The sequence below is a fragment of the Cyclonatronum proteinivorum genome (genome assembly GCF_003353065.1).
Lineage (GTDB): Bacteria > Bacteroidota > Rhodothermia > Balneolales > Cyclonatronaceae > Cyclonatronum > Cyclonatronum proteinivorum.
In genome coordinates this window covers 1,199,799-1,222,835 of sequence record NZ_CP027806.1, presented here as the reverse complement: position 1 = coordinate 1,222,835, position 23,037 = coordinate 1,199,799, and the positions used below count along the sequence as shown (strand labels likewise).

Below are 23,037 nucleotides of genomic sequence, written 5' to 3'. Positions count from 1 at the left end.
TACAGCTAAGGCACAACCCATGAAGCATCCCAAACATCCCCCTTTTTCTCCGCTACAAACCGCAAATGCCGCTCCCCCGAAAGCTGCAGCACCGTGAGCGAAACCGGCCGGCATTCCAGCACCATGAAATGATTATCGGATTCAAAATCCGTCCAGGTTTCCGCATCCTCCGGTTTCTGAACCTGCGTACCCGGAGGCAGTACCGTTGTGTAAGATTGCTGCGCCCGGCCCCTCACCCGGTCCCGATAGGAAGCAAGCCGCGCATCATCTTCTACCATATGCACTGCGACCTGCATGCTAAGCTGCACCCGCTTCCGCGGATCCCAGAATAAGAGAGAAGCCATTCGGTTTTGCCGCAGCTGCGCAACCTTCGGCGTACGCGCATCGGTGAAGAAGATGAGATGCTGCGGTGCATTTATTTCCCGAAGCACGAGCATTCGGCTGTGCGGGGTACCGTTGTCATCTACGGTTGTAAGCACCGGCTGACGAAAAGGAGAGCGGGTATCAGCAGTTGCCCGTTTAAGGTAACCAAACAGTTCGCTTAGGTTTTGGTCTAAACTGCGCCGGACTTCGATCATATTAATTTTTTTTAGGTTGAGGAATGACAGCATCAACCATGAAACAGATGCCAATCGTTTAACAAACCCCTAACTACATATCCGGCAACACCTTAACTTTTATCAGAAATATCAGCTCCCGCTTCACCCGGGATGCATCTTTTTACTGCATATCAAAAAAACGCTTACTTCAAGTTAATGCTGCACATACACTTACAGTTCAAAACCTTTTTTTTGAACAAAAATAAATGCTTAGCCAAACGAAAACACAGAGGGTCATGTTATGCGCAATACTTAACCACAAGGCGATCACCAAAACACCAAAACGCTACACCGCTTTGTGGCACAATTCACTAATAAACCAACTCTCTGACTATGCAAGCTACAGAAAGACTAGGTAATGCAACGTTTGAGAACTACGTCGGACTCGAGAATGGACTGTCCGAAATGTCGTTCCAAATGGTGGCACACGTACTAACGGTGGGGTATGCTGTGATGTTTGCAGCGCTTATTTACTTCATCCTAACCATCAAAACCGTACAACCCAAGTACCGCACAACAGCAGTACTTTCCGTTGTCGTAATGGTATCAGCGGGCCTGCTGCTTTTCGTTCAGGCACAAAACTGGGTGAATGCATTTTCTTTTGATACCGATCAGGGCCGCTACTTCCTTGCTGACGGCGCGGCGCTGTTCAACAACGGTTACCGTTACCTGAACTGGCTCATCGACGTACCGATGCTTCTCTTCCAGATCCTCTTCGTAGTATCTCTCACCAAGAGCAGCTTCTCTTCCGTACGTAACCGCTTCTGGTTCTCCGGTACCATGATGATCGTGACCGGTTACATCGGTCAGTATTTCGAAGTAACCAACTTCACCCTCTTCGTAGTTTGGGGTACTGTTTCTACCATTTTCTTCATCGATATCCTTATCACCATGAAGAAGGTAATTGCTGAAGGTTCTGAAGGTATCCCCGCTGATGCCAAGCGTTACATGGGCTACATCTGGACGGTATTCTTCTTCTCATGGATGCTCTACCCGGGTGCCTACCTGATGCCGTACCTCATTCCGCCAGGACTCGAGCCCTCACTCACCGGTCTTGCTGCTGAAGCTGCTGTAGTTGGTCGTCAGCTCACCTACACCATCGCTGACGTTTCTTCTAAAGTGATTTACGGTATCCTGCTCACTATCGTAGCACAGATCATGAGCAACGCTGATGGGTACGATTACAACCGCGACGGCGAAACCAACTAATTCCCCGAGCAAAATTCAGGACCCATACACCTGAATTTCCAAAGCCCGGCTGTCATTGCGACGGTCGGGCTTTTTTTTTGTGCCGGATCATCCGGCAATATGGCATTTATGCGGCAGAATGCCGGTCTCATCAGGCAAGCACTACCCTGCGCACCTTTTTTACATGCTTTTGATGAAGCTGCGGTAAACAACAGGCTGTCCCCGTTTCCTCCTTTTTGTCAAAAAAAGCTGAAATCCCTTTTCCGGCTGCGATATTACGAATCACCGCGGTAAATTATCCGCTAATTTGTTAGATTAGTTCTTATAACATGTGCATCTTCAACCGAAACCATAAACAGCTTTTTTACTTAACTCATGAGACTTAACGCAACTGTATTAACAGCGGCACTGGTAGCCGGAGTAATTGCCTTTTTTTCAGCTGAAGCTAACGCGCAGCATCTGCCCGATGACTTTTACTTCCCAACCGAAGAAATCTCCGGCAACGTCTTCCAATCAGAAGAAGTCACCTTCTGGCTTCAAACCGTTGTTGACGGACTCAACGACGCCTGGGCGCTGGCCTTTCTGCCCGACGGGCGCGTACTCATAACGGAAAAATCCGGCAACCTCCGCATCGTAGAAGACGGCGAACTCAGCCCGCAAATCATAGGCGGCACCCCTACCGTCTTCAACCGCAATCAGGGCGGCCTCCTTGATGTAGCCCTGCACCCTGATTTCATCAGCAATCAGCTGGTGTACATCGCCTACTCCTACTCGCAGGCCGGCACCTCCAACACGGCCATCGGTCGCGGACGCCTCGACGGCTACATGCTGCATGATTTCGAAGAAATTTTCCGCGGTCACCCCAACACAGCCCGGCCCTTTCACTTTGGCAGCCGCATCGTTTTTGACGCAGACGGCTACCTCTACTTTGCCATTGGCGACCGCGGCGTGATGGAAAATGCACAGCTCGTAACCAACCATGCCGGAAAAAGCTTTCGTCTGTATGATGATGGCCGCGTGCCCCGCGACAACCCTTTCGTAAACACCAGCGACGGCATGCCCGAAATCTTTACACTTGGCAACCGTAACATTCAGGGCATGGTTGTACATCCGGAAACCGGTGAAGTATGGTCGCACGAGCACGGTCCGCGCGGCGGCGATGAAATCAACATCCTGCGCCGGGGCCGCAATTACGGCTGGCCGGTTATTACACACGGCATCGACTACGACGGAAGCCCCATCAGCCCGGATACGGCCGCTGTTGGCATGGAACAGCCCCTCCATCACTGGACCCCCTCCATCGCCCCCTCCGGTATGGCCATCGTGCATAACAGCAGCCGCTATGAAGGCTGGAACGGCAACGTTTTCAGCGGCGCCCTTGCAGGACGTCACCTCAACCGCATCGTCGTTGACCTCGAAAACGAGCGCGCGGTACACGAAGAGCGCCTCGTAAGTGGTCTTGCCCGGATTCGCGATGTACGCTTTGCCCCCGATGGCTTCCTTTACATCATCGACGAAAGCAACGGTCGCGTATTACGACTCGTCCCCATCGGTGACTAATCCCGTAGCCGACTGAAACCAACCGGCAGGCTTCAGCTACACCCCACTACAAGCCCCGCTGCAGGGTACTGAGCGCTAAACCTCAGTACCCGCAGCGGGGCTTTTTTTGTTGGAAACCTGATCCGTCCGCAGCAGAAACCCGCTCCAATTTCCCTCTTCGCCGCCCGCTTTTGCAGGTCCGCAAGGTACGGCGCCTTCTTTTCGGGGGATGTGCTCACGGGCAGCTCAGGCTGTTTTGCTTGTACCATGTCCGCATCCGGGGCAGGTTCAGGGTACCACAGGAAGCCCGTCGGGAAGGCATCCCAAACCGCATCTCGTGCCGCAAAGGCAACCCGCTTCCGATTTCGCCTACTCCGACTAAAGCACATCCGGGCATTTCCGCAAATCCCGGTTTCAAAAGTGAACCAGGCAGGTGCTTCGCAGCCGGCCGGGCTACTGCATTCCCTGCGCGGTAAACAGGGCTTCTTCAAGCTCTACGACAAGCAGCCAGGTAATACGCTTGCTGTCGTACACGATATCGAAATAACGATTCTCTTTGGTCTTCACTACGAAGTGCACGTGCAGGGAGTCGCCAACACGCTCCGAATACGAGCGCTTCACCTCTGCAACCTGATGGCGGTCTCCGTTGGTGAGCATAAAGCGGATGGGCGTAATAGCCCGCGTAAGACTATCGGTCCGAAAGCCGGCATATGCGGCAATAACGTTGATTTTTTCAAGCTTAGCTACCTGCATAATTCTGTTGATATTCCGTTGGGAGTGACACTTGCACATATTACGCACATATACTTTAATCCCGCAAGCCCTCCGCTAAATCGTCAGTACAGCCTTGCCATTATTTCACGTGACATGCAGGCCCGCACCGAAGTTTATGCAGACCCGTAACTTAGCCAAAGTACAGTGACATCATCTGACAGCTAAAAACGGCATGTCGTTGGGCGTCCCGAAAATTTTACATCACTATATGTGTGATATATGTAATTTAGGATATGGATACGCTCAACCCCGGCGCATACGACCTCACCCGGAACGTGCATCGCATCACGCTGTACAACACCATCTCGGCAGAGCAGCGACACCGGCGAAACAAACCCCGGCTCTACCTTCACCTCGACATGAATTGCTTTTACGCACAGGTGGAGCAGGTATCCTACGACCTTCAGGGGCTGCCGCTGGTCGTAGGCGGCTGGCGCAAACCTGATGGCACGCCCCGGGGCATTGTGGCTACCTCAAGCTATGAAGCCCGGAAATTCGGGGTCAAAACAGGCATGAGCGCCTTCGAAGCCGTACAGCTCTGTCCGTACGTGGTATTTATGCAGGTGCACTATGAAAAATATCAGGCCATCAGCAAACAAATCCGGGAAGTGCTCGACCGCTATGCCGCTGATGTGGAAGGCTACTCGATGGATGAGTACTTCCTCGACCTTACCTTTATGATTGGTCATACCGAAGATGAGCTACGCCGCTTCGGTCAGCGCATCAAGCGGGAGCTGTACGAAGCCACGGCCCTGTTTTGTTCCGTAGGCATTGCCCGCTCCAAAACCTACGCCAAACTGGCTTCCGATCTCGTAAAACCTAACGGCCTTACTCTGGTGCTCGACGAAGCCGCGGAACGGCAGCTCATACACCCGCTGCAGCTCGATGAAGTATGGGGCATCGGCAGCCGGCGCTTTGCCCGCCTCGAACAGGCCGGCCTGCGCACCATCGGTGAAGCAATCGCCAAAGGTCGCGGGCCGTTTCAGAAGCTGTTCGGGGCCTACTTCGGACGTATGCTCTGGGAAACCGTCTGCGGCCTCGACCGCGCCATTGTAGCCGATCCGCCCGCGCACGTGCCCGAAGAAGTCACCTACATGCACACCTTCTCCCAATGGACGACCGACCCGGAAGCTGTCCGGGGTGAAATCATCAAATCCGTACGGCAGCTATGCTACCGCATGCGCGGCTACAACCGGCGCGCACGCCGGTTTTCGAGCTACCTGCGCTTTCAGGACGAAAGCTGGCGCGGCGTACAGATCGTTTTCGCAACGGCAGGCCTGACCAACCTCGATGACTACGTTACCCGAACCGCGCTTCAGGCCCTTATGCCGGTCGTGCAGCACTACCTGCGGCACGGGCAGCGTATCCGCGGTTTTGGCATCAGCACCCTCGATCTTGACGCAAGCGGTCAGCTCGAGCTCTTTTTCCGGGAAGATGAAAAACTCCGCAACCTGTTCCGTGCCCGCGACACCGTCAACAACCGCTACGGCTTCGAAAGCCTGGTTATTGCGTCTTCCTTTGATGATGTGAAGGGGAAGACGCATTTCCTGGACCGCTCGTGAAGGTGCGCGTCCTGCACGCGGGTTTTATGACTCACAGCCCCGGCTTCAGTAGGCCCGACCACAAGGGTTCGCCCCATAGTTACGGGGTACATTACGACACCGAAACCCATGCTGTTCAAAAAATGCGGCATGCACGGATGCACAGCCCGGCCCCGCATGCACAACCCTGAAAAGGCGGCATATCAACCGGAACAGGTGCCGCATCAAACCCATCCGTGCTGAGACAGAAAGCAATCTCTCATTCGCACCTGCCCTGTAAGGACAGCATGTGCCGGAAAACCGTGCATCCCTTCACATGCCGCGTATTATGAAATGCAGGACATCCCCATCATGACCAAAAAAAAGCCCTGCAAAACACCTGTAAACGGTGTGTATGCAAGGCTATAAACAATCATCACCTTTAAAGCGAAATAACGAAGGTGCGATTACAGCATCTCAAGAAGGTTTTCAGGAATATCAAGCTCCGTATCTTCAGGCAGCTGCGTGATATTACGTACGTACCAGGAGTTACCGATACGAACCATCGTAAACGAGATCATGTCGCCGCGCTCGAGGCCTTCAGCGCCTTCCTGATCTTCAAGAATCATGCGCATCCGCATAGCACGCATTACGTCGGGGATCTCTTCATGGAGAATACTGATAATCTGATTGGCCTCATCTGTTTCCATGAAAAAGCCCCGCACCTCATAGGCCTGCTCGGCCGCAGCCTGTTCTTCGGCAGGGACAGTTTCCGTTTCACCTCCGCAGGCACTCAGCAGGAGACCTGAAACGAGTAAAGAAAAAAACAATACAGCCTTTGACGGGAAAAGTATTGAACTCATAATAGTATGATATTTTTGTATTTAATTAAAAATAGACATCCGGAACAACAGAAAAACATCCCGAACAAACGGGATGTGTGAAGACCGAAAGCCCGGACGCAAATTAACACCAAATTTAGCTAAAGCGACCGCGCTCTACAACAAGCCAGGAACTTGCGGTTCTGATTCCGTTATGATTAGAATATACAAAGAAAACACAGCCTTTGTTGGACAGCTGTGTATACATGTTTATATTGAAAGATTATGCTTTACACATAGTACCATCCCAAGCTGTAATCCTAAAAAGTATATGCATAGATATATACACTGATACATTTACAGTAATAATACATACACACCCCTTGGTATATCATTAAAGGTTTATACTTACTTTTTTACTCATGCTGCAACACAATCACGTAAATGGGTTATCTGAAAGCGCTCACCTGGGCATTCTTCAGTTTGATACGGATATGACTATAGCTGGCATGAACGCGTGCTTCAGCCGGTATACAGGTATTAGAGATTTTCATCATCAAAAGGGTAAACGGCTTGAGGATGTGATGGAACCTGATTTCTATACAAACCTTAAGGAGCAACGCGACCTGCTTAACAGCGGCGAGCAAACAGAGCAAGCCGTCTTGTTTTCGTTGGTACTAAAGCGGGACAAGCGTGCTTTTACCCATCAGGCTGAGTTAAGGCAAACATTCGATACAACATCAGGCAATGGAGATACCGGCAGAACCTTTCTGCTATTGCTGTTTCCCGGCACACCCGCTGTCAGCGATTCCGGTCTTCCTAAACAACCATCAGCGCCTTCTTCACTTAAAGAAAAAAATCCGCAACAACTATTCGGCGAACTCAGTCAGTTCACACGGGTTGGCACCTGGCAGCTCGACGTTGCAAGTGGCACCCTCACCTGGTCGGATGAGGTGTATGATATGTTTGGTATCAGCAAAGAAGATGAGGTTCCGAACTATGAGGCTTTTTTTAACGTCCTGCCGGCTGAAGACCGCGGATATGTGCGGGAGGCCTTCGAAAATCACCTCGCCGACGACAAAAAATATGAGCTTCTGCACCGCATCATCCGCCCGGACGGCGTAATCCGTGTCGTTTATGAACAAGCACAAACCCGGCGTCACCCCGATGGCAGCGCACGCTTAACCGAAGGAGTTGTACTTGATGTTACGGAAGTCCTGGATTACCTGAACACCGCAAACTTGTATGACCGCAATCTGCATGCGCTCTTCAATCAGATTCCGCTGGCGCTCATGGTTTTTGATTACGAAGGCAGGCTGGTGCAGCTCAACAAACAGTTTACCGCGCTTACCGGCTATTCAACCGATGATTTTTCAATCTTGGAAGAATGGCACACGCTGGCATATCCCGACCCGGATTATCGTGCTAACATCCGGGAAATATGGCAAAACGCTATTGATAAGGTTGTGCCGGCAGAAGGGGACAGCCTGCCGGATATGGACTTTGAAGTCCGGCTGCGTAACGGGGAAGTCGCTTTTATTGAATTCACGCACATTCCCAACACGGAGCTGCTGATTTTTTCGCTCACCAACACAACGAGCCGAAGCACACGCATTAAACAGCTGGAAGAGCAGGAAGAGCAGCTTAATCTTATCTCCCGCTTTTCTACCCGCTTTATCAACATCCCGCTTGACCGCGTGGAGTCTGAGCTAAGTAAAGCGCTTAAACTCATAAGCAAAGCCCTGGGGGTTGACCGCAGCTTCATCCTTGGAAAAAACAAAGCTGACAACGGATTTCACTTCAGGCATACCTGGCAGCGAAATCCTGAATATGCCTGGGAGTCGCCGCATGAGCTTCTCCATAAGCTTGGCGCCGGCGCTTATCCGGACGGCGGCTCTGCCATACTGCTCCAAACATTTGACGGGCGAATGGTTCAGGTTAATGATGTGATCGAATGGCTGAATCAGAAAAAACAGCTCAAAAGCCTGATTGTTCCGCTGGTTACAGAAGGTGAACTCCTGGGGTATCTTGGTTTTGAAGCCAGCAGCATTAGTGCTCGTTTCTTCAGCTATGAGCTGAATATTCCGTTTATGCTTGCGGAAATTTTCATCAACAGCCATAACCGAAAAACACAGGCTGAAGCGCTTTCTGAGAGGGAACGCGAATTGACGTACCTGTATGAGTCGATGGCTGACGGCGTCGTATATCAGAACGCCGATGGCTACATTACCCGGGCAAACCCTGCTGCCGAGCGCCTGCTGGGCCTCACCCTCGATCAGATGCAGGGCCGCACCTCCTCTGATCCCCGCTGGCACGCCATTCAGGCCGATGGCTCCCCCTTCCCGGGGGAAAGCCACCCGGCAATGGTCGCTCTAAAAACCGGAAAAAATGTGGAAAACGTGGAGATGGGCATTTTCCATCCGGAAAAAAACAAGCATGTCTGGATATTGATTAACGCTCGTCCGGAATTTCGGGATGGAGAAAAGCCCCCCTGGCAGGTGTACACAACCTTCACGGATATTACCGCCCTCAAAGAACAGAGCCTGCGCCTGCAGCAGCTTAATGACCGCACCGAGGAAATTGGAATTTTGGCGCAATTGGGCTTTTGGGATGTGAACCTGGAAACCAACGAGGCGAGGCTTGATGCCATGACCCGCCGCATTCTTGGAGTTGATGCCACCGGCTCAGACATGGTTCCTGCTCTGATCAATTTATATGTCGAAGACGAAAGCCGCAGCCAAAGCCGCATACGCCGGGCTGTTGAAGATTGCACTACGAACGGTACCCCCTATGATCTGGATCTTAAGCTCAAAACCCCTAAAGGTGAAGTCAAGTGGGTTCGCTCCATTGGCAAAAGCCTGCACCGTGGCGAGACCTGTATCGCATTTTGGGGTTCGGTACAGGATATTACCCTGCAAAAACAAAGGGTTGAAAAGCTTCAGCATCAGGCTAAACTACAGGAGTTGTTTGTCCGCATTGCCACAGAGTTCATCTCGGTATTGCCTGAGAATACCGACGATCTGATTACGCGCTCCCTGCAAAACCTGGGTGAATTTGTCGGAGCCTCCCGCTTTAGCATTTATCAGTATGATTTCGAAAATCAAAGCTGTCGAAAAACCCACTATTGGGATCGGCCCGGCTACGAATCTGAGGTGTCTCCCGGACAGTTGAAACCGCTGCAATCCTTTGGGGAGTTGCCCGGGAAACACGCACAAGGCAGCTGGGTAATTGTGAGCGACACTTCATCTGTTCCTGAAGACGACTCTTTTTGGGAAATCCCCGGAATGGAAGGGGTTAAGACCTTTATGAGTATTCCCCTAAGGCAAAACGGCGGGCACCACGGCTTTTTAGCCCTGAAATGGATAGAACACCCGCATGAGCAAACGGATGATGAAGTAGGCCTGCTCACCTTGTTTGCCAGCATGATAGAAAACACCTGGTGGCGCACAGCTCTGATAAACGAACTCGACGAACGGCAACAGTTTCTGACCGATATTTTCGAGAACAGCGGTTCACTCATCACCGTGAAAGACCGCAGCGGGGTTTACCACACAGTGAACAAGAAGTGGGAAGAAGTAACCGGTCTCAAACGCGAACAGGTTGTTGGCAGAAACGACAACGATCTTTTTGACCCGGAAACAGCTGAGGGTTTCATAGCTAACGATAATAAAGTGATGGGCGAGCGGATAACAGTAGAAACCGAAGAACAACTCGGTCAGGGAGACGACGCCCGTTTCTTCATCTCTGTGAAGTTTCCCATTTTCAACTCAAAAGATGAAGTAACCGGCCTGTGTGGTATCATCACCGAGATTACAGAACTCCGCAAAGCACAGCAGCAGGAACGGCAGGCCCTTGAACGTACGACCGCCGTACTTCAGGCCAACCCGGACCTCATGTTTGTAGTTGGTGTAGATTTGCGTATCACAGAATATTATACTAAAGATGACGACGCACTGCTTTATGAACCAACCGATTATGTTGGCAGCTCGATCTACAAGGTTTTGCCCATAGATATTGCTGAAGATTTCGAAAAAAAGCTAATGCTGACGCATCGTACACAGGAACCACAGCAGTACTCCTATAAGCTTGATATTCATGGCACTACCTGCTACTATGAAGCACGGCTTGTACCGTACGGTAAACTTGAAATACTGATTATTGTACGCGATGTAACCGCCCAAAAAGAAGGAGAGCGTAACAGCAGGCGGCTCGACTTTGTAGTAAATGAATCACTCAATGAGATTTACTTCTTTGACAGCAACACCTTTAATTTCATTAATGCAAATAAAGCGGCATTACACAATCTTGGGTATAAAATCGAAGAGCTGATACAGCTCAAAGCCTGGGAAATAAAAGAAGGCTTCAGTGAAGAAGATTTTCAGGAACAGCTTAAACCTCTTTTGAACGGTACACAGCAGCAGATTCAGTTTAACGCAAGACATAAGCGCAAAAACGGCACATCTTACGACGTTTTGGTGCAGGTACAGCGTTTTGAATTTGAAGAAGAATTGCTGTTTGCTTCATTTGTGATGGATGTTTCGCAGCAAATGAGATATCAGAACGCAATTCTGAAGCAAAATAAAACCCTCCGCGATATTTCATGGGAACAGTCACATCTAGTGCGCGCTCCGCTTGCAAGGCTCAAGGGGCTGATGAGCCTGTTCGCTGATAAAGATTTTGAATTTCTGAGTGAGGAAAAGCTATATGAGGAAATCAACAAATCTGCAGACGAGTTCGAACAAATCATCCTCGATATTTCCAAAAAAACCTACATTGTAGATGAAATTGAGAAAGATATGTAGGCAAAGCAAGCTGCAGGCATACCCACCGTGAGAGATTCCGAAAATCGGACTGGTACCGGCTGTTCCAAAACAAAGCAACTCCCCGCCTGAATGGTGAAACAGTGCCGCGCAGGATGACAAAAACAGAAGCGAAAAGTGGAATTTTAGCGAAAATTTGCTACTTTGAAAATTGTTCCTGCTTTTCAGGAAACCGCTTTTTTCAGAACCCTTACCTCAACTGCTTATGTCATCCATTGAAGCCCTGGTTCAGGAAACCAGAACCCTCACCGCACCCGACAGCCTGCTGCAGCAGTGCCTCATTCAGGAATACGACTCGCTCTACCGGCACTCCATTCAAAACCCGGACGCCTTCTGGGGCGCGATCGCCCGCGAACTCGAATGGATCAAGCCTTTCAACAAGGTGCTTGACTTCAAGCCCCCGCGCCACAAATGGTTTTTGGGCGGCACAACCAACATCACCATCAACGCGCTCGACCGGCATGTGAAAGGGCCGAAGCGTCAGAAAGTGGCGCTCATCTGGATTGCCGAAGACGGCAAAGAGATCGTGATGACCTACGACCGCCTGCTGCGCCGGGTTTGCCAAATGGCCAATGCGCTGAAATCCCGGGGCGTCAAAAAGGGCGACCGGGTGATCATCTACATGCCGCTCACGCCGCAGGGCATCGTCTCCATGCTGGCCTGCGCCCGCATCGGGGCCATACACTCCGTCGTGTATGCGGGCATGGGCGTTCAGGCACTGAAATCCCGGATTGAGGACAGCAAGGCGAAAGTTGTGATCTATTCAGACGTAACCTTCCGGCGCGGCAAGCGGGTCGGGCTCAAGTCCATCGTGGACAGTGCTATCGAAGACCTCGACTTTGTGGAAACCGTGGTCGTACACCGGCGTCAGGAGCCGTTTCTGGAAATCAACTCGGAGCGCGAATTCGACTACTATGAGTTTGTTGATCCGCAGCCGGTATGGTGCGAACCTGAAGAAATGGACGCTGAAGATCCTCTCTTCATCCTCTATACAAGCGGGACGACCGGCACGCCAAAAGGTGTCGTACACGTGCACGGCGGCTACATGGTTGGTACCTACTACCTCACCCGCGCCTTTTATAATGTGAAAGAATCCGACATTTTCTGGAGCACCTCCGATATCGGCTGGATTGTGGGGCACAGCTATATCGTGTACGGTCCGATGGTGAACGGCGCTACCATCCTCGCGCGGGAGGGCAGTATCGACTACCCCGATCCCGGTGTGGTCTGGAAAATCGTAGAGCGCTTCGGCGTCAACGTGATGTTTACGGCACCTACGGCCATCCGCATGTTCATGCGCTTCGGCAAGGAATTTATCGATAAATACGATGTCTCCACCCTGCGGCTGATGGCCTGCGCGGGCGAGCCCCTCAACCCGGAAGCCCACGAATGGGCGCAGGATAACATCCTCAAAAACCGCGGTCTCGTGGTGGACAACTGGTGGCAGACTGAAGTCGCATCGCCCGTGCTTGGCACCCTGCCCGCATTCGATGCGAAGCTCGGAAAAGTCGGCAAGCCCTTGCCGGGCGTAAGCTGTGATGTGGTCACACCCGCCGGCGAAACGACCGGCCCGAATCAGGGCGGCCTGCTCGTACTCCGCCGCCCCCTCCCCTATATGATGCGCACCATCTGGAACAACGACGAGCGCTATCAAAAATACTGGGAAGACTTCCCCGGCTGCTACACAAGCGGGGACGTGGCGTTTTATGATGAGGACGGCTACTTCTGCGTACTCGGTCGCGCGGACGATGTGATGAACGTCGCCGGTCACCGAATCGGCACCGCGGAAGTGGAAAGCGCCTTCCTCACACATCAGTCCGTGGCGGAATCGGCAGTTGTAGGATTGCCGGATGAGGTCAAAGGCGAACGCATACAGGCCTACGTGGTGCTCAAGCCCGGCTTTGAAGCCAAAGATCACCTCAAAGGCGTGCTCCGCGATCACGTGCGCCGCGAGCTCGGTCCGATCGCGACACCGTCAGAGATCATCTTCAAAACCGAGCTGCCCAAAACCCGCAGCGGCAAAATCGTCCGCCGCCTCCTCAAGGCCGAAGCCCTTGGCGAAGACCCCGGCGACACCTCGACCCTGCAGGACTGATTCAAAATGCCGGTTTAACGGTTATCTTTTCGTGAGATAGCAAACCCCGAAGCTGCTTCAGCTTCGGGGTTTTGTTTTTATTGGGAGGGATATTCAGCCTGTGCAGCCAAGAGAATGCCCTTCTTTTTTTGAACAGGATTTTTAGGATTTACAGGATAAACAAGATTATATGATGGTATCCGGATTTCAACACGCCCCGATGCCAATACCAGCGACCAGCCGCGTAGCGGTGTATTCTTCATAGTAATCGCATCACGCCCCACCCCATCTCCCCCGCAAGCGCCGAAGGCGCGCCCGCCGGGCCCGGCGTACAGCCCGTAACAAACCCGCAACAGCACCAGCGTAGAGACGCAATGCATTGCGTCTCTACCATGCGGGGACACGACCCAAATTTTCAATTGCCGAATCCCGACCAGCCCATTTTTTGAACAGGATTTTTAGGATTTACAGGATAAACAAGATTATATGCATGGTATCCGGATTTCAACACGCCCCGATGCCAATACCAGCGACCAGCCGCGTAGCGGTGTATTCTTCATAGTAATCGCATCACGCCCCACCCCATCTCCCCCGCAAGCGCCGAAGGCGCGCCCGCCGGGCCCGGCGTACAGCCCGTAACAAACCCGCAACAGCACCAGCGTAGAGACGCAATGCATTGCGTCTCTACCATGCGGGGACACGACCCGAATTTTCAATTGCCGAATCCCGACCAGCCCATTTTTTGAACAGGATTTTTAGGATTTACAGGATAAACAAGATTATATGCATGGTATCCGGATTTCAACACGCCCCGATGCCAATACCAGCGTCCAGCCGCGTAGCGGTGTATTCTTCATAGAAATCGCATCACGCCCCACCCCATCTCCCCCGCGAGCGCCGAAGGCGCGCCCGCCGGGCCCGGCGTACAGCCCGTAACAAACATGCAAAAACCCCGGCGTAGAGACGCAATGCATTGCGTATCTACCATGCGGGGGACACGACCCGAATTTTCAATTGCCGTTTCTGAAATCCTGCCTGTTCCAAAATGACATCATCCGCGCCCAAGACGCCCGAGCCATTAAATTCGCGCGCTATTAGCGCGGGTCTTTTAATGCACCCCCAGCGTCATTACTTCGAGGGCGAAGGGGCCTTGCTGTGCGTCGCGGATCATGAGGCCGATTTCGAAAATGGCAGCGGTATTGAGCGGCGGAACGTCCCGGAGGTTGCGTCCGCGAAATACGGGACGGAAATCGGCGAAGGAGAGCTGATGCGTTTCCCATTCTGAACCTGCCGTGAAGCGGGCTTCCCAGGCATAAGAAGTAACGCGTCCGTTTTCCACGGTTTTGATGCGCAGGCAGTAGACTTTGTTGTCACCCTTTGCTTTGATCGAAAGGCCGTCGAATTCGGAAAGATCGACCGGCTGCGATGCCCTTGTCCGGATGGAAGCGAAGCCGCCGTTGTTCTCAAGCGATACCACACCTTCGAATACGGCATGACCGGCTTCGAGCGGACGAATCCGGCTTTGGGAGATGCCGCCCATCACCCCGTCATTTACGACCTGCCAGAACTGTGGCGCGTCGTGACCAAAGCGGATCAGCACGGTTTCTTCTGTGTTTAATGTGTCTGATTTTTCGGGAGAAGGGTCATCGGTGCTGTAAAAGCTCACGGGATTGCTGATTTGGTTGAAGTTGATATCAAACGTAAGTAACAAGAGAAGCGTCAGAAATGGAAGAATGAAAGCGGCCATGGGTTTTGCGGCATAGAATTCATGAGGATGTGCTTCGTGATCAAACCAGGATGCCCTTTGAAAGCGTTCAGCGGAGGGTTACAAGTGGGGCGCTACACGTGGATATGGGTTCGGGACGGGACGACCGTGGGGTGGGTGGTATGGGACTGCGTGGGGCGAGCACGAGGGTGCGCGATCCTGGATGCCGGGGTAGTGCGGGACTCCGCGGGGCGACCACAAGGGTCGCCCTTACGGGGTGTGACGGATTTGGATTTCTCGCTGTCCGGGTTCGATGGGGATTTCGGTTTGGGTTTGGTCGGGCCAGGTGAGGTGCAGAGCGGCGGGTTGTCGGTCGGGGCGGAGGCCGAGGATCTGCACGTAGCCATGCTGGGAGCCGAAGCCGCCGGTTGCGCGGAGCTCGCGGACGGGTCCGAAGCTGTCATCATCATACCGAAGGCGCAGGCGGGTGCCAATAGCTACGGGGTTGGTCTCAGGGCCGGTGAGCCTGACGCGGAGGCCCGGGTTGGCGCCTTGGTTGTGCAGTACGCGGGTTGCGGCACCATTTTGGGTCACTACCAGGTCGAAACGACCATCGCCGGTGAGGTCGGCTGCTGAGGCCCCGCGCTGTTCGCCGTGCACGAGAATGCCGGACACCTGCCCCGGCACCGGAATCAGGTTTCCGCTCCCGTCACCGTGCAGGAGGAGACCGCGGCCTGCGTCGCTGCGCGGGGTTTCGGGGATGTAGGCAAAAAAGTTCTGGCTCAGGAAGACATCTTCATTGCCATCGCCGGTGAAGTCGGCGATGATGGGCTCGAAAGCCGGGGCGAACTGCGCCTCCTGTGGCAGGGCCTGAGGATGGAAACGACCCGCCTCATCCTGTAAAAAAAGTATGTGGGCAAACTGCGTGGCTTCTGCCCTGTCAAATGTTTCGAGGGGACGGCCCAGAATTTCCGGCAGGCCCATTTGCGCATAATTGGTAAAGGTGCGCGCGGTATTCCGGATGAAGGGCGGGTTTCGGGAAAGCATTTCAAAGTTGCGGCGCGGCAGGAAACGGCCCGCTTCATCCCGATAACTTTCGATAACCGTGTTCGTGCCCATGCCGGAAAAATCTTCATAGAAAATGAAGGCTTCGCCGCCGGTTGCGGAGGCGTAGAGGTGGTTCAGACCCCAGTTGGTTGCCACGATGTCCATGCGCCCGTTGCCGGTGAGGTCGCCGGTCGTGATACCGTTCCACCAGCCGTTGCCGGACTCAATGCCGAGCGAGGCGGTGATGTCGGTGAAGCGGCGGTCGGCGTCGAAGCCCAGCACGCGGAGTGAACCCCATCGAAGGGCGAGAAGTAACTCCGGTTTTCCATCCCCGGTGAGGTCGCTGAAAACCGCGCCCTGCACGAGACCGATGTTTTGGAGGATGGCGTTGTTGGCGTCATCCGGCACGAAGCGTCCGCCTTCATTGCGGTAGAGGCGGGAAGTAGCGGCTTCCGGATAGCGGCCCGGCAATACGCGTCCGGTGAGAAGAAGATCGGGGTAGCCGTTGCCGCTGTAGTCGGCGAGATACAGTCCGCCTACCGTTGCGCCAAAACCTTCGATGACCTGCTGCACCCGCGTACCACTTTGATCAGAAAGGTAGTAGACCGCTGCCGGGGCGCTTTCGGCGCCGCTATGGTAGTTTGAATAGCCGACCAAAAGATGCAGCCGCCCGTCGGTATCATACCAACCGGTAACCGCCGACTTTTCGAAGGCATCGAACTGAACATCGGGGGTGAAGCTTGTCTGACGCCACTGTCCGTCGCGGGTTTGCGCATAATGGCTGAGCGGTTCGCCTGGCGCAGCGGTGATGAAGAGTTGCGTAGGCTGATCCGAAGCGGGGTTTTCGATCAGGGCGGTGAGTGGTCCGTGCTGACTCAGGTGATACGGCAGGAGCGGCTGACGCCCGAAGTCGTCGTAGCGCTGCTGCAGGTGCCGGTGACCAAGTGCAGCGGTGACGTCACGGAAGAGCGGCGCGGGATCTTCGGGTGCGGCCGAAACCGCTACTGCGGCGGGTTGCACGCGGCTTTGGTCGATTTCGTAAATGCGGTTGGGGCGGGCGTCATCGAGCACGGATTCGGTACCGTCGGGCCAGCGCACGCGGATGCGAAGGGTTTCGGCATTCCCCGCGGCGAAGGTGTAGCTGTACTCGCTGTTGGAAAGATAGGTGCCGCCGCTGCGCACGTATTTGGACTGCGGCACGGGACCGCCTTCCACTTCGATCAGCGCGCCGATGGCGGTGGTGTTGGGGGATGTGCCCCTGAGCCTGACCGCAATCCGGGGCTGTGTCGCGCGGTTTTTGAGGATGAGCGCGGGTTCGTCCACGCGGTTGATGATGACATCGGTGTAGCCATCCTGATTGAGGTCGGCCAGCGCCATCCCGTGTGAAATGTCGAGGCTGGCAAAGCCCCAGTCTTCACCGACATCCGTAAAGGTAAGGTCGCCGTTGTTGCGGAAAGCGGCGTTGTGGTTGGGCAGGCGCGGGTACTCGAGCATATAGCGCTCGCCGCTGATCATACGACGCTGCAGCATGGCGCCAATGGCGGTATTGGCGTCGGTATCCTGCACGTCAAAGTAATGTCCGTTGGTGATGAGGATGTCTTCGTAGCCGTCGAGGGTTACATCCAAAAAGACCGTACCCCACGACCACTCGGAGCGGCGGACGCCCGCATACTCGGCGATCTCGGCCCAGGTGTTGTCACCGCGGTTCAGGTAGAGGGTGTTGCCCAGAAACTGCGGGCGGTCGTCGTAGAGGCCGGGCTGCTGCTGCGAGGGCGCGAGCGTGCTCATCTGCCGCTGACGCTCTTCATGGAAACGGCTGAGCATTTCCACCACGAACATATCGGTGAGGCCGTTTCGCTGCAAATCCGAGAATCCCACTGCCATAGCCGAGAGGCTGCTTTTCCGAATGGCGAGCGCGGGCAGCGCACGGAAGGTGCCGTCGCCCTGATTGATCCAGATACGGTCGGGCGACTCGAAATCGTTGGCCACGAAGATATCGGGTAAGCCGTTTCCCGTGAGGTCCTGAATGCCGACATCAAGGCCCCAGTCGGGCATGATCTCGGTGACTGGATTGCCGTCTTCATCGAGGAACATGCCGGAAGTGAGCGGGACTTTGGTGAAGTTTCCGGCGCCATCATTGAGGTAGAGGAGATCCGGTTCGCCCTGTTCGAACCACACCAGCGTATTGTCGCGGAGGCTGAGTTCGTAATGACCTTCAAATTCTTCCCGAACCCGAAAACTGCCGTCATCCAGCGTTTCAACGATGTGGCGCATGGTGTTGCGGTCCCAGTGCGAATCACGGACAGAGCGCTCTTTGAAGTTGGTGATGTACACATCAAGGGCACCGTTTCCGGTGAGGTCACCCGCTGCCGCAGTCATGCTGCCGTAGGTCCGGTCAGCCGGTAGGCCACCGGGCACTTCATCAAACACGCCTCCCCCCTGATTAAAGAACAGCCGGTTCGGACTCCCGATGGCCGTGATGACGACATCCAGAAGCCCGTTTCCGTTAAAGTCAGCAAGCAGAGCCCCGGTCGAGAATTGATCGTGCAGGGCAAGTCCGGAGCCTTCAGTTACATTCTGAAACCTAAACCCGCCTTTATTTTCATACAGCACGTTCGGGCCATTCAAACGTAAAAAAAGCAGGTCAGGAAAACCGTTACCGGTGAGGTCGCCGGCAGCTACACCGGAACCATTTAACAAGTTCCGGTTATCCGCGATCTGATCAGCGGTGAGTCCGTTTACAAAATCAATGCCACTCCAAACGGGCGTAACTTTATGAAAGCCTGTGGCTTCTCCGTCCATAACAGGAAGCGCTGCCCAGCGATATTCCTGTTCATCCTGCCATTCAAAGCTATAGTAAACATGGTTTTCCCCTGAAGTACAGCTCATGGTTACCAACAGTCCACACAAAATAAAAATCAGGCTTGAACAGGATTTATACATTCGTCAATCTCTTAACCCGGAGGTCTTCCCTTATTTAAGTTTACAGAAAGTGTAAGATTTATGCTGGTACAGTTTTTTTGTTAATATCGGTAGCTTGAAGGAGAAAAACATACTTTCTGTATTTTTTTGCGCCTGCATTCTCAGCGCGTATTTTCTATTTTAAAAAACGCGCTTGGCGGTAACCTTCACGATTTGACACCTTACATGAAACGTCTTACATGGCTGGTTTTGGGAATTTCCATTTCTTTAATATGGACGGGCTGCGAATCAGACAGCAGCAGAACTTACACCGGCACGCTACTTCAGCTGGATTATTCTGGTCCCGGCGATATCTCCGGAGGCAGCTGGATTGAAATTGACGGAATCCGCTTCGAACACATCGATCAGCATGAAGCGTTGCTGAACACCCCTGACGCCCTGCCGGCAACCATCGTTTATCAGAATGTAGGCTCGGGCGGTGAAAACGGTCCAGCAGAAAGGGGGCTTCCCGAGTCTTTCACGCGTCTTGATATTGCGATTCAGCTGGGTAATTTCCTGCGTCGGCAGTCCGGGGACGACTTTCAGTATATCAACCCAAGCCCTACCATGACCATGCTGCAAGGCAGGCTACGCATTCGCCGCTCAGATGAACAGCCGATCACTGTTCGCCTTTCTGACGGATATCCCATAACGGTAACCGTACTGGAATAAGCAGCTTGGTTCGGCAGGTGTATGAACTATTTCAGCCCGGCTTTGATTTACTAAAAACAAGATTTTACCGCCTTTCAACCCCGCCGTTTTATGTACAGATATTTTTTCCGGATCAGCATACTGGTATTCATCCCGCTTTTTTTGTCAATCGCGGGATTCGTCAATGCTGCCACATCCATCCCGCACAGCGAAGCGGACGCGTACGAGGCGGGGCGCGCCCTGATAGCCGAAGGCAACGTTAATGACGCGATTAACCTGTGGATTGAAGAAAAAGCAAGACTGCAACAGCTTGGAGAAGCTGATTTCCGGATCGGGATAGCGGCCATAGAAGCCATCACCGAACATCAGCTTTCGCGTCTGTATCCGCTGGCAAGCAATTTTTATTTTTGGGGATTGGAAAGCCGCGACATTCAGCGTTTCAAACCCTACATAGCTGAAGAGCTGGACCGGCTTTCGCCCCTTATGCCTGAGTCGCTTCATGCTGAGCTTGTGAACCGGCTTAAGGAAGGATCGCCCGATGTACTTGCCGGCATTCGCGGTTTTTTTGTGCAGCTCAATCCCGTACTCACGAGTAACCTCAACGAGCGACTGATTGAGCACTGGGAGCGCATTGCTTACGCGCGGAAGCACTTCACCCGAAGCCGTTCAAGCGTGTACGGAACAGACGACCGTGGCCTGATATACGTGCGTTACGGGCCGGCTGACCGCATTGAGACAGGAAGTTTCACCATGAATGTGAACGATATTCTTGGTTTTGCCGGAGAAATCATCAATCAGCAGGAGCGCGAGCAGGCGCAGAATCCGTCCCGTGGGTTTGACAATGAACCGGGCGGACTCATGGGCTTTATTTTAGATGAGATGTTCAAGGATAATCTTGCGAAGCTGATCGCAGACAATGTGCTGACTACCCGTATCTCAGACCGCTATGAGATCTGGATTTATGAAAACCGCGCATGGCCAGGACGCAGAAACGTCACCTTTATGTTTGGGGTAAACGCACAGACCGGCACCTACGGCCTCCAAACCTCACCGGAATCCTTTATACCGCAAAGTGCATTCAGGGAGCGCCGGATGCGGATGGGAGATTTCAACTTCAATGCCGGCCCCCTGATTCAGCTTTCCATGTACAAAGATCTGCGATTCGTGGATGACACCTACATGGACATTTATTATGATTATTTCGACCGCCTCCTGAGTGATGAGTCCATCATTCAGGAGTCGGGCTATTCTTACCTCTTATACCGTTACGCGGATGAGCTCGAAGCCATCAGAAATCTTGCCCCTCAGATAAGTTCCGTGTATGATGAGCTTTCAGACATTCCGCTCGAAATCCGGCAGTATCGTTTTTTGGATGAAGTAGGCGCTCCCATCGAGCTCGTTTATTTGTACTCCATGCCTCACACCCGTATCGTGCAGGATTATAACCGGTTTCAGCAGACCGAGGAAGCAGGTGCACAGCCGGAATATCACCTGCGACACAGCGTGAGCACCTACACCGGTTCCTGGCAGCTTTTGGACCGCACACACGATTTTCCGCCCGTATTTTTTGATCGTTTCGGCCCCGACGGGCGTATGCTCCCCGGTTCATCGGCTTTTCTCATCCGTGCGAACGAGGAGGCAGGGGCGGAAGACAACGGATTCAGGATCAGCGCAACTTTGTTTAATGAAGCCTACAGCGGTCAGCAGTTTATTGCGGGAACAGATGCCCTTGCACCGGCTGTACCGCGAAGTTTGCTCGCAGAGACAAACATCGACCTGAAACTCGAATCACTTGACAATCCGCTGCCCGTCAATCAGCCTGCGTTTAGCGATATTGTACTGGGCTATGTGCATGATGAGCTCAGCGATGATGAACAGCTCACCCCTTTCCGCGACGATGTGATCCCGTTCTTTGTGCCTTCACGGCGTGCGGTTCCACAGGGTGCGCTGGTTGAATTGTTTTTTGATGTTTACGGGCTGCATTATCTCGCAGAGCACTCAGAAAATCCAAACGACACTATAATTTACCGCCTGCAATATCAGGTTGACGCAAAAGAGCAGCGGAACGCCCTGCAGCGCCTGTTCAGTCGCGGACAAAGCCGAACACAGGCAACGGTTCTCGAACTCGAGACACGCGAAAACAGCGGCAATCATCTCATCAGTATCGATACAAGCGATTACGTGTCCGGTTCTTATGAGCTCACAATCAGTCTTCTGAATGAGAATGATGAAGTGATGGTAAGCCGCACCCTTCCGTTTGAGGTCTTTGAAAATTAACCCGGATTCCGGATTCCGGATTTAGAAATTATCGGGTGGCAGGGCAAAATGTAAAAAAGGCCACGGCTGTCATTAAACAACCGTGGCCTTGTTTTATCGTTTTGTGCCGGTGGCACTACGTACTGAGCATGCTAAGCTTTCAAAAAGGTTTTGAAAAGCTTCTGATTTCTTTCCTTGTTTTTGAGGATGAGCAGCGGAATACCAAACGGATACTGTGCCATGCGTTCAGGGAGCTTGTCGTTCATAATGGAAAGAAGGTTTTTGCGGGCTTTAGCAAAAACGACAATCATATCTGATTTTGTAGATACACACATTTCGTAAATGCTGTCCGACATTTTTCCATCTTTGTGCAGGGTGAGTTTGAAATCAAGATCGGTCTCGCCCGGCGTTTTGATTTTATTCAGAAAGGCTTCCCGCTGCGCAGCAAGGTCTTCATCCATCTTCCGCATGGTTTTTTTATCAGGCATGTAGGGGAAGAATTGCTTTGGGTAGTCGTACAAATGCTGTGCCGTTACCCGCCCTCCGCTGTGCTTCACAAGACTGAGCGCTGCACGGGCAGCAAACTCTGATTGCTCGGAAAAATCGACCGGTACGGTGATGTTTTCGAGCGTGTAGCGGGAGGTCTCTGGCACGAACAGAACGGAACAGGGTACGTACTTCACAATACGCTGAGCGAGGATGCCTTCCCCTTTGTATCCGGCTTTTTTACCCAGAATAAGCAGGTCGGGCTGTTGATTTTCAATATACCGGATAATTTCACCGGTTGGGCTTCCTTTTTGAATGACGACTTCGAAGTTGATGTCCGTACCGGTAAAACCTTTGGTCGCCTCTTCTGTAATTTGATTGCTTAGCAGCTCATTGAGATCTTCTTCGGTTTCAAGCTCAGGAAATTCCTCGATGAGGTCCTGAAAAACGTCATAAGATTCGATGATGTGCAGCAGCTTTACCGAATCCGGCTTCATTATTTTAGCCAGAAAATCGATGTAGCCAATGAGCGCCTGATCCATCGTAGTCAGATCAATACAGGCTACCCATTTCTTTAAGGGTTTGAATTCCATAAT

The 23,037-nt window shown here is 52.8% G+C and carries 13 protein-coding genes; 7 read left to right on the top strand and 6 right to left on the bottom strand.

Going from position 1 to position 23,037, the window contains the following annotated elements:
- Positions 1-5: 5 nt before the first annotated feature.
- Positions 6-578 (bottom strand): pyridoxamine 5'-phosphate oxidase family protein, encoded by a 573-nt coding sequence (locus CYPRO_RS04825; RefSeq protein ID WP_164682541.1) that lies wholly within the window; start codon positions 576-578, stop codon positions 6-8.
- A gap of 354 nt (positions 579-932) precedes the next feature.
- On the opposite strand from CYPRO_RS04825, the gene CYPRO_RS04820 reads away from it, so the two are divergent.
- The gene (locus CYPRO_RS04820) at positions 933-1,808 is read left to right on the top strand and encodes a bacteriorhodopsin (protein WP_114983538.1); all 876 of its coding nucleotides are present in this window, start codon (positions 933-935) and stop codon (positions 1,806-1,808) included.
- Positions 1,809-2,162: 354 nt separating this feature from the next.
- A complete protein-coding gene (locus CYPRO_RS04815) occupies positions 2,163-3,347 on the top strand; it encodes a PQQ-dependent sugar dehydrogenase (protein WP_114983537.1) in 1,185 nt (394 codons plus the stop codon).
- Positions 3,348-3,779: 432 nt separating this feature from the next.
- Here CYPRO_RS04815 and CYPRO_RS04805 read toward each other — a convergent pair whose 3' ends face one another.
- Entirely contained in the window at positions 3,780-4,079 is a 300-nt protein-coding gene (locus tag CYPRO_RS04805; protein WP_114983535.1) for a hypothetical protein, read from the bottom strand.
- A 254-nt stretch (positions 4,080-4,333) separates the two neighbouring features.
- Here CYPRO_RS04805 and CYPRO_RS04800 point away from each other — a divergent pair, with 254 nt between their 5' ends.
- Complete coding sequence (locus CYPRO_RS04800; RefSeq protein WP_114983534.1) at positions 4,334-5,662, top strand: DNA polymerase Y family protein; 1,329 nt, start codon at positions 4,334-4,336, stop codon at positions 5,660-5,662.
- Positions 5,663-6,087: 425 nt separating this feature from the next.
- Here the strand turns inward: CYPRO_RS04800 and CYPRO_RS04795 are convergent, their stop codons facing one another.
- Positions 6,088-6,483 (bottom strand): copper-binding protein, encoded by a 396-nt coding sequence (locus tag CYPRO_RS04795; RefSeq protein ID WP_114983533.1) that lies wholly within the window; start codon positions 6,481-6,483, stop codon positions 6,088-6,090.
- Positions 6,484-7,025: 542 nt separating this feature from the next.
- Between CYPRO_RS04795 and CYPRO_RS04790 the strand changes: the two genes are divergently transcribed.
- Positions 7,026-11,243 carry a PAS domain S-box protein gene (locus CYPRO_RS04790; RefSeq protein ID WP_164682539.1) on the top strand — a complete coding sequence of 1,406 codons (4,218 nt, stop codon included), beginning with the start codon at positions 7,026-7,028 and terminating at the stop codon, positions 11,241-11,243.
- Between the two features lie 223 nt (positions 11,244-11,466).
- Positions 11,467-13,356 carry an acetate--CoA ligase gene (acs, locus tag CYPRO_RS04785; protein ID WP_114983531.1) on the top strand — a complete coding sequence of 630 codons (1,890 nt, stop codon included), beginning with the start codon at positions 11,467-11,469 and terminating at the stop codon, positions 13,354-13,356.
- Between the two features lie 1,087 nt (positions 13,357-14,443).
- Here acs and CYPRO_RS04780 read toward each other — a convergent pair.
- The gene (locus CYPRO_RS04780; RefSeq protein ID WP_114983530.1) at positions 14,444-15,082 is read right to left on the bottom strand and encodes a CIA30 family protein; all 639 of its coding nucleotides are present in this window, start codon (positions 15,080-15,082) and stop codon (positions 14,444-14,446) included.
- Between the two features lie 228 nt (positions 15,083-15,310).
- On the bottom strand, positions 15,311-18,976 hold the full coding sequence (locus tag CYPRO_RS04775; protein ID WP_164682537.1) for an FG-GAP-like repeat-containing protein: 3,666 nt from the start codon (positions 18,974-18,976) through the stop codon (positions 15,311-15,313).
- Positions 18,977-19,234: 258 nt separating this feature from the next.
- Here CYPRO_RS04775 and CYPRO_RS04770 point away from each other — a divergent pair, with 258 nt between their 5' ends.
- Together CYPRO_RS04770 and CYPRO_RS04765 are read left to right on the top strand one after the other, a co-directional pair.
- Complete coding sequence (locus CYPRO_RS04770; RefSeq protein ID WP_124245525.1) at positions 19,235-19,720, top strand: hypothetical protein; 486 nt, start codon at positions 19,235-19,237, stop codon at positions 19,718-19,720.
- Positions 19,721-19,810: 90 nt separating this feature from the next.
- The gene (locus CYPRO_RS04765) at positions 19,811-21,976 is read left to right on the top strand and encodes a GWxTD domain-containing protein (protein WP_114983527.1); all 2,166 of its coding nucleotides are present in this window, start codon (positions 19,811-19,813) and stop codon (positions 21,974-21,976) included.
- Positions 21,977-22,107: 131 nt separating this feature from the next.
- Here CYPRO_RS04765 and CYPRO_RS04760 read toward each other — a convergent pair whose 3' ends face one another.
- Positions 22,108-23,034: a universal stress protein gene (locus CYPRO_RS04760; protein ID WP_114983526.1), complete on the bottom strand. Its 927-nt coding sequence runs from the start codon at positions 23,032-23,034 to the stop codon at positions 22,108-22,110.
- Positions 23,035-23,037: the final 3 nt, after the last annotated feature.

Bases quoted from the DNA above. Each gene is read 5' to 3' on its own strand.
- CYPRO_RS04815 (WP_114983537.1), top strand. From the start codon at position 2,163: ATGAGACTTAACGCAACTGTATTAACAGCGGCACTGGTAGCCGGAGTA.
- CYPRO_RS04760 (WP_114983526.1), bottom strand. From the start codon at position 23,034: ATGGAATTCAAACCCTTAAAGAAATGGGTAGCCTGTATTGATCTGACT.
- CYPRO_RS04765 (WP_114983527.1), top strand. From the start codon at position 19,811: ATGTACAGATATTTTTTCCGGATCAGCATACTGGTATTCATCCCGCTT.
- CYPRO_RS04805 (WP_114983535.1), bottom strand. From the start codon at position 4,079: ATGCAGGTAGCTAAGCTTGAAAAAATCAACGTTATTGCCGCATATGCC.
- CYPRO_RS04780 (WP_114983530.1), bottom strand. From the start codon at position 15,082: ATGGCCGCTTTCATTCTTCCATTTCTGACGCTTCTCTTGTTACTTACG.
- CYPRO_RS04790 (WP_164682539.1), top strand. From the start codon at position 7,026: ATGGAACCTGATTTCTATACAAACCTTAAGGAGCAACGCGACCTGCTT.
- acs (WP_114983531.1), top strand. From the start codon at position 11,467: ATGTCATCCATTGAAGCCCTGGTTCAGGAAACCAGAACCCTCACCGCA.
- CYPRO_RS04770 (WP_124245525.1), top strand. From the start codon at position 19,235: ATGAAACGTCTTACATGGCTGGTTTTGGGAATTTCCATTTCTTTAATA.
- CYPRO_RS04775 (WP_164682537.1), bottom strand. From the start codon at position 18,976: ATGAGCTGTACTTCAGGGGAAAACCATGTTTACTATAGCTTTGAATGG.
- CYPRO_RS04825 (WP_164682541.1), bottom strand. From the start codon at position 578: ATGATCGAAGTCCGGCGCAGTTTAGACCAAAACCTAAGCGAACTGTTT.
- CYPRO_RS04820 (WP_114983538.1), top strand. From the start codon at position 933: ATGCAAGCTACAGAAAGACTAGGTAATGCAACGTTTGAGAACTACGTC.
- CYPRO_RS04800 (WP_114983534.1), top strand. From the start codon at position 4,334: ATGGATACGCTCAACCCCGGCGCATACGACCTCACCCGGAACGTGCAT.
- CYPRO_RS04795 (WP_114983533.1), bottom strand. From the start codon at position 6,483: ATGAGTTCAATACTTTTCCCGTCAAAGGCTGTATTGTTTTTTTCTTTA.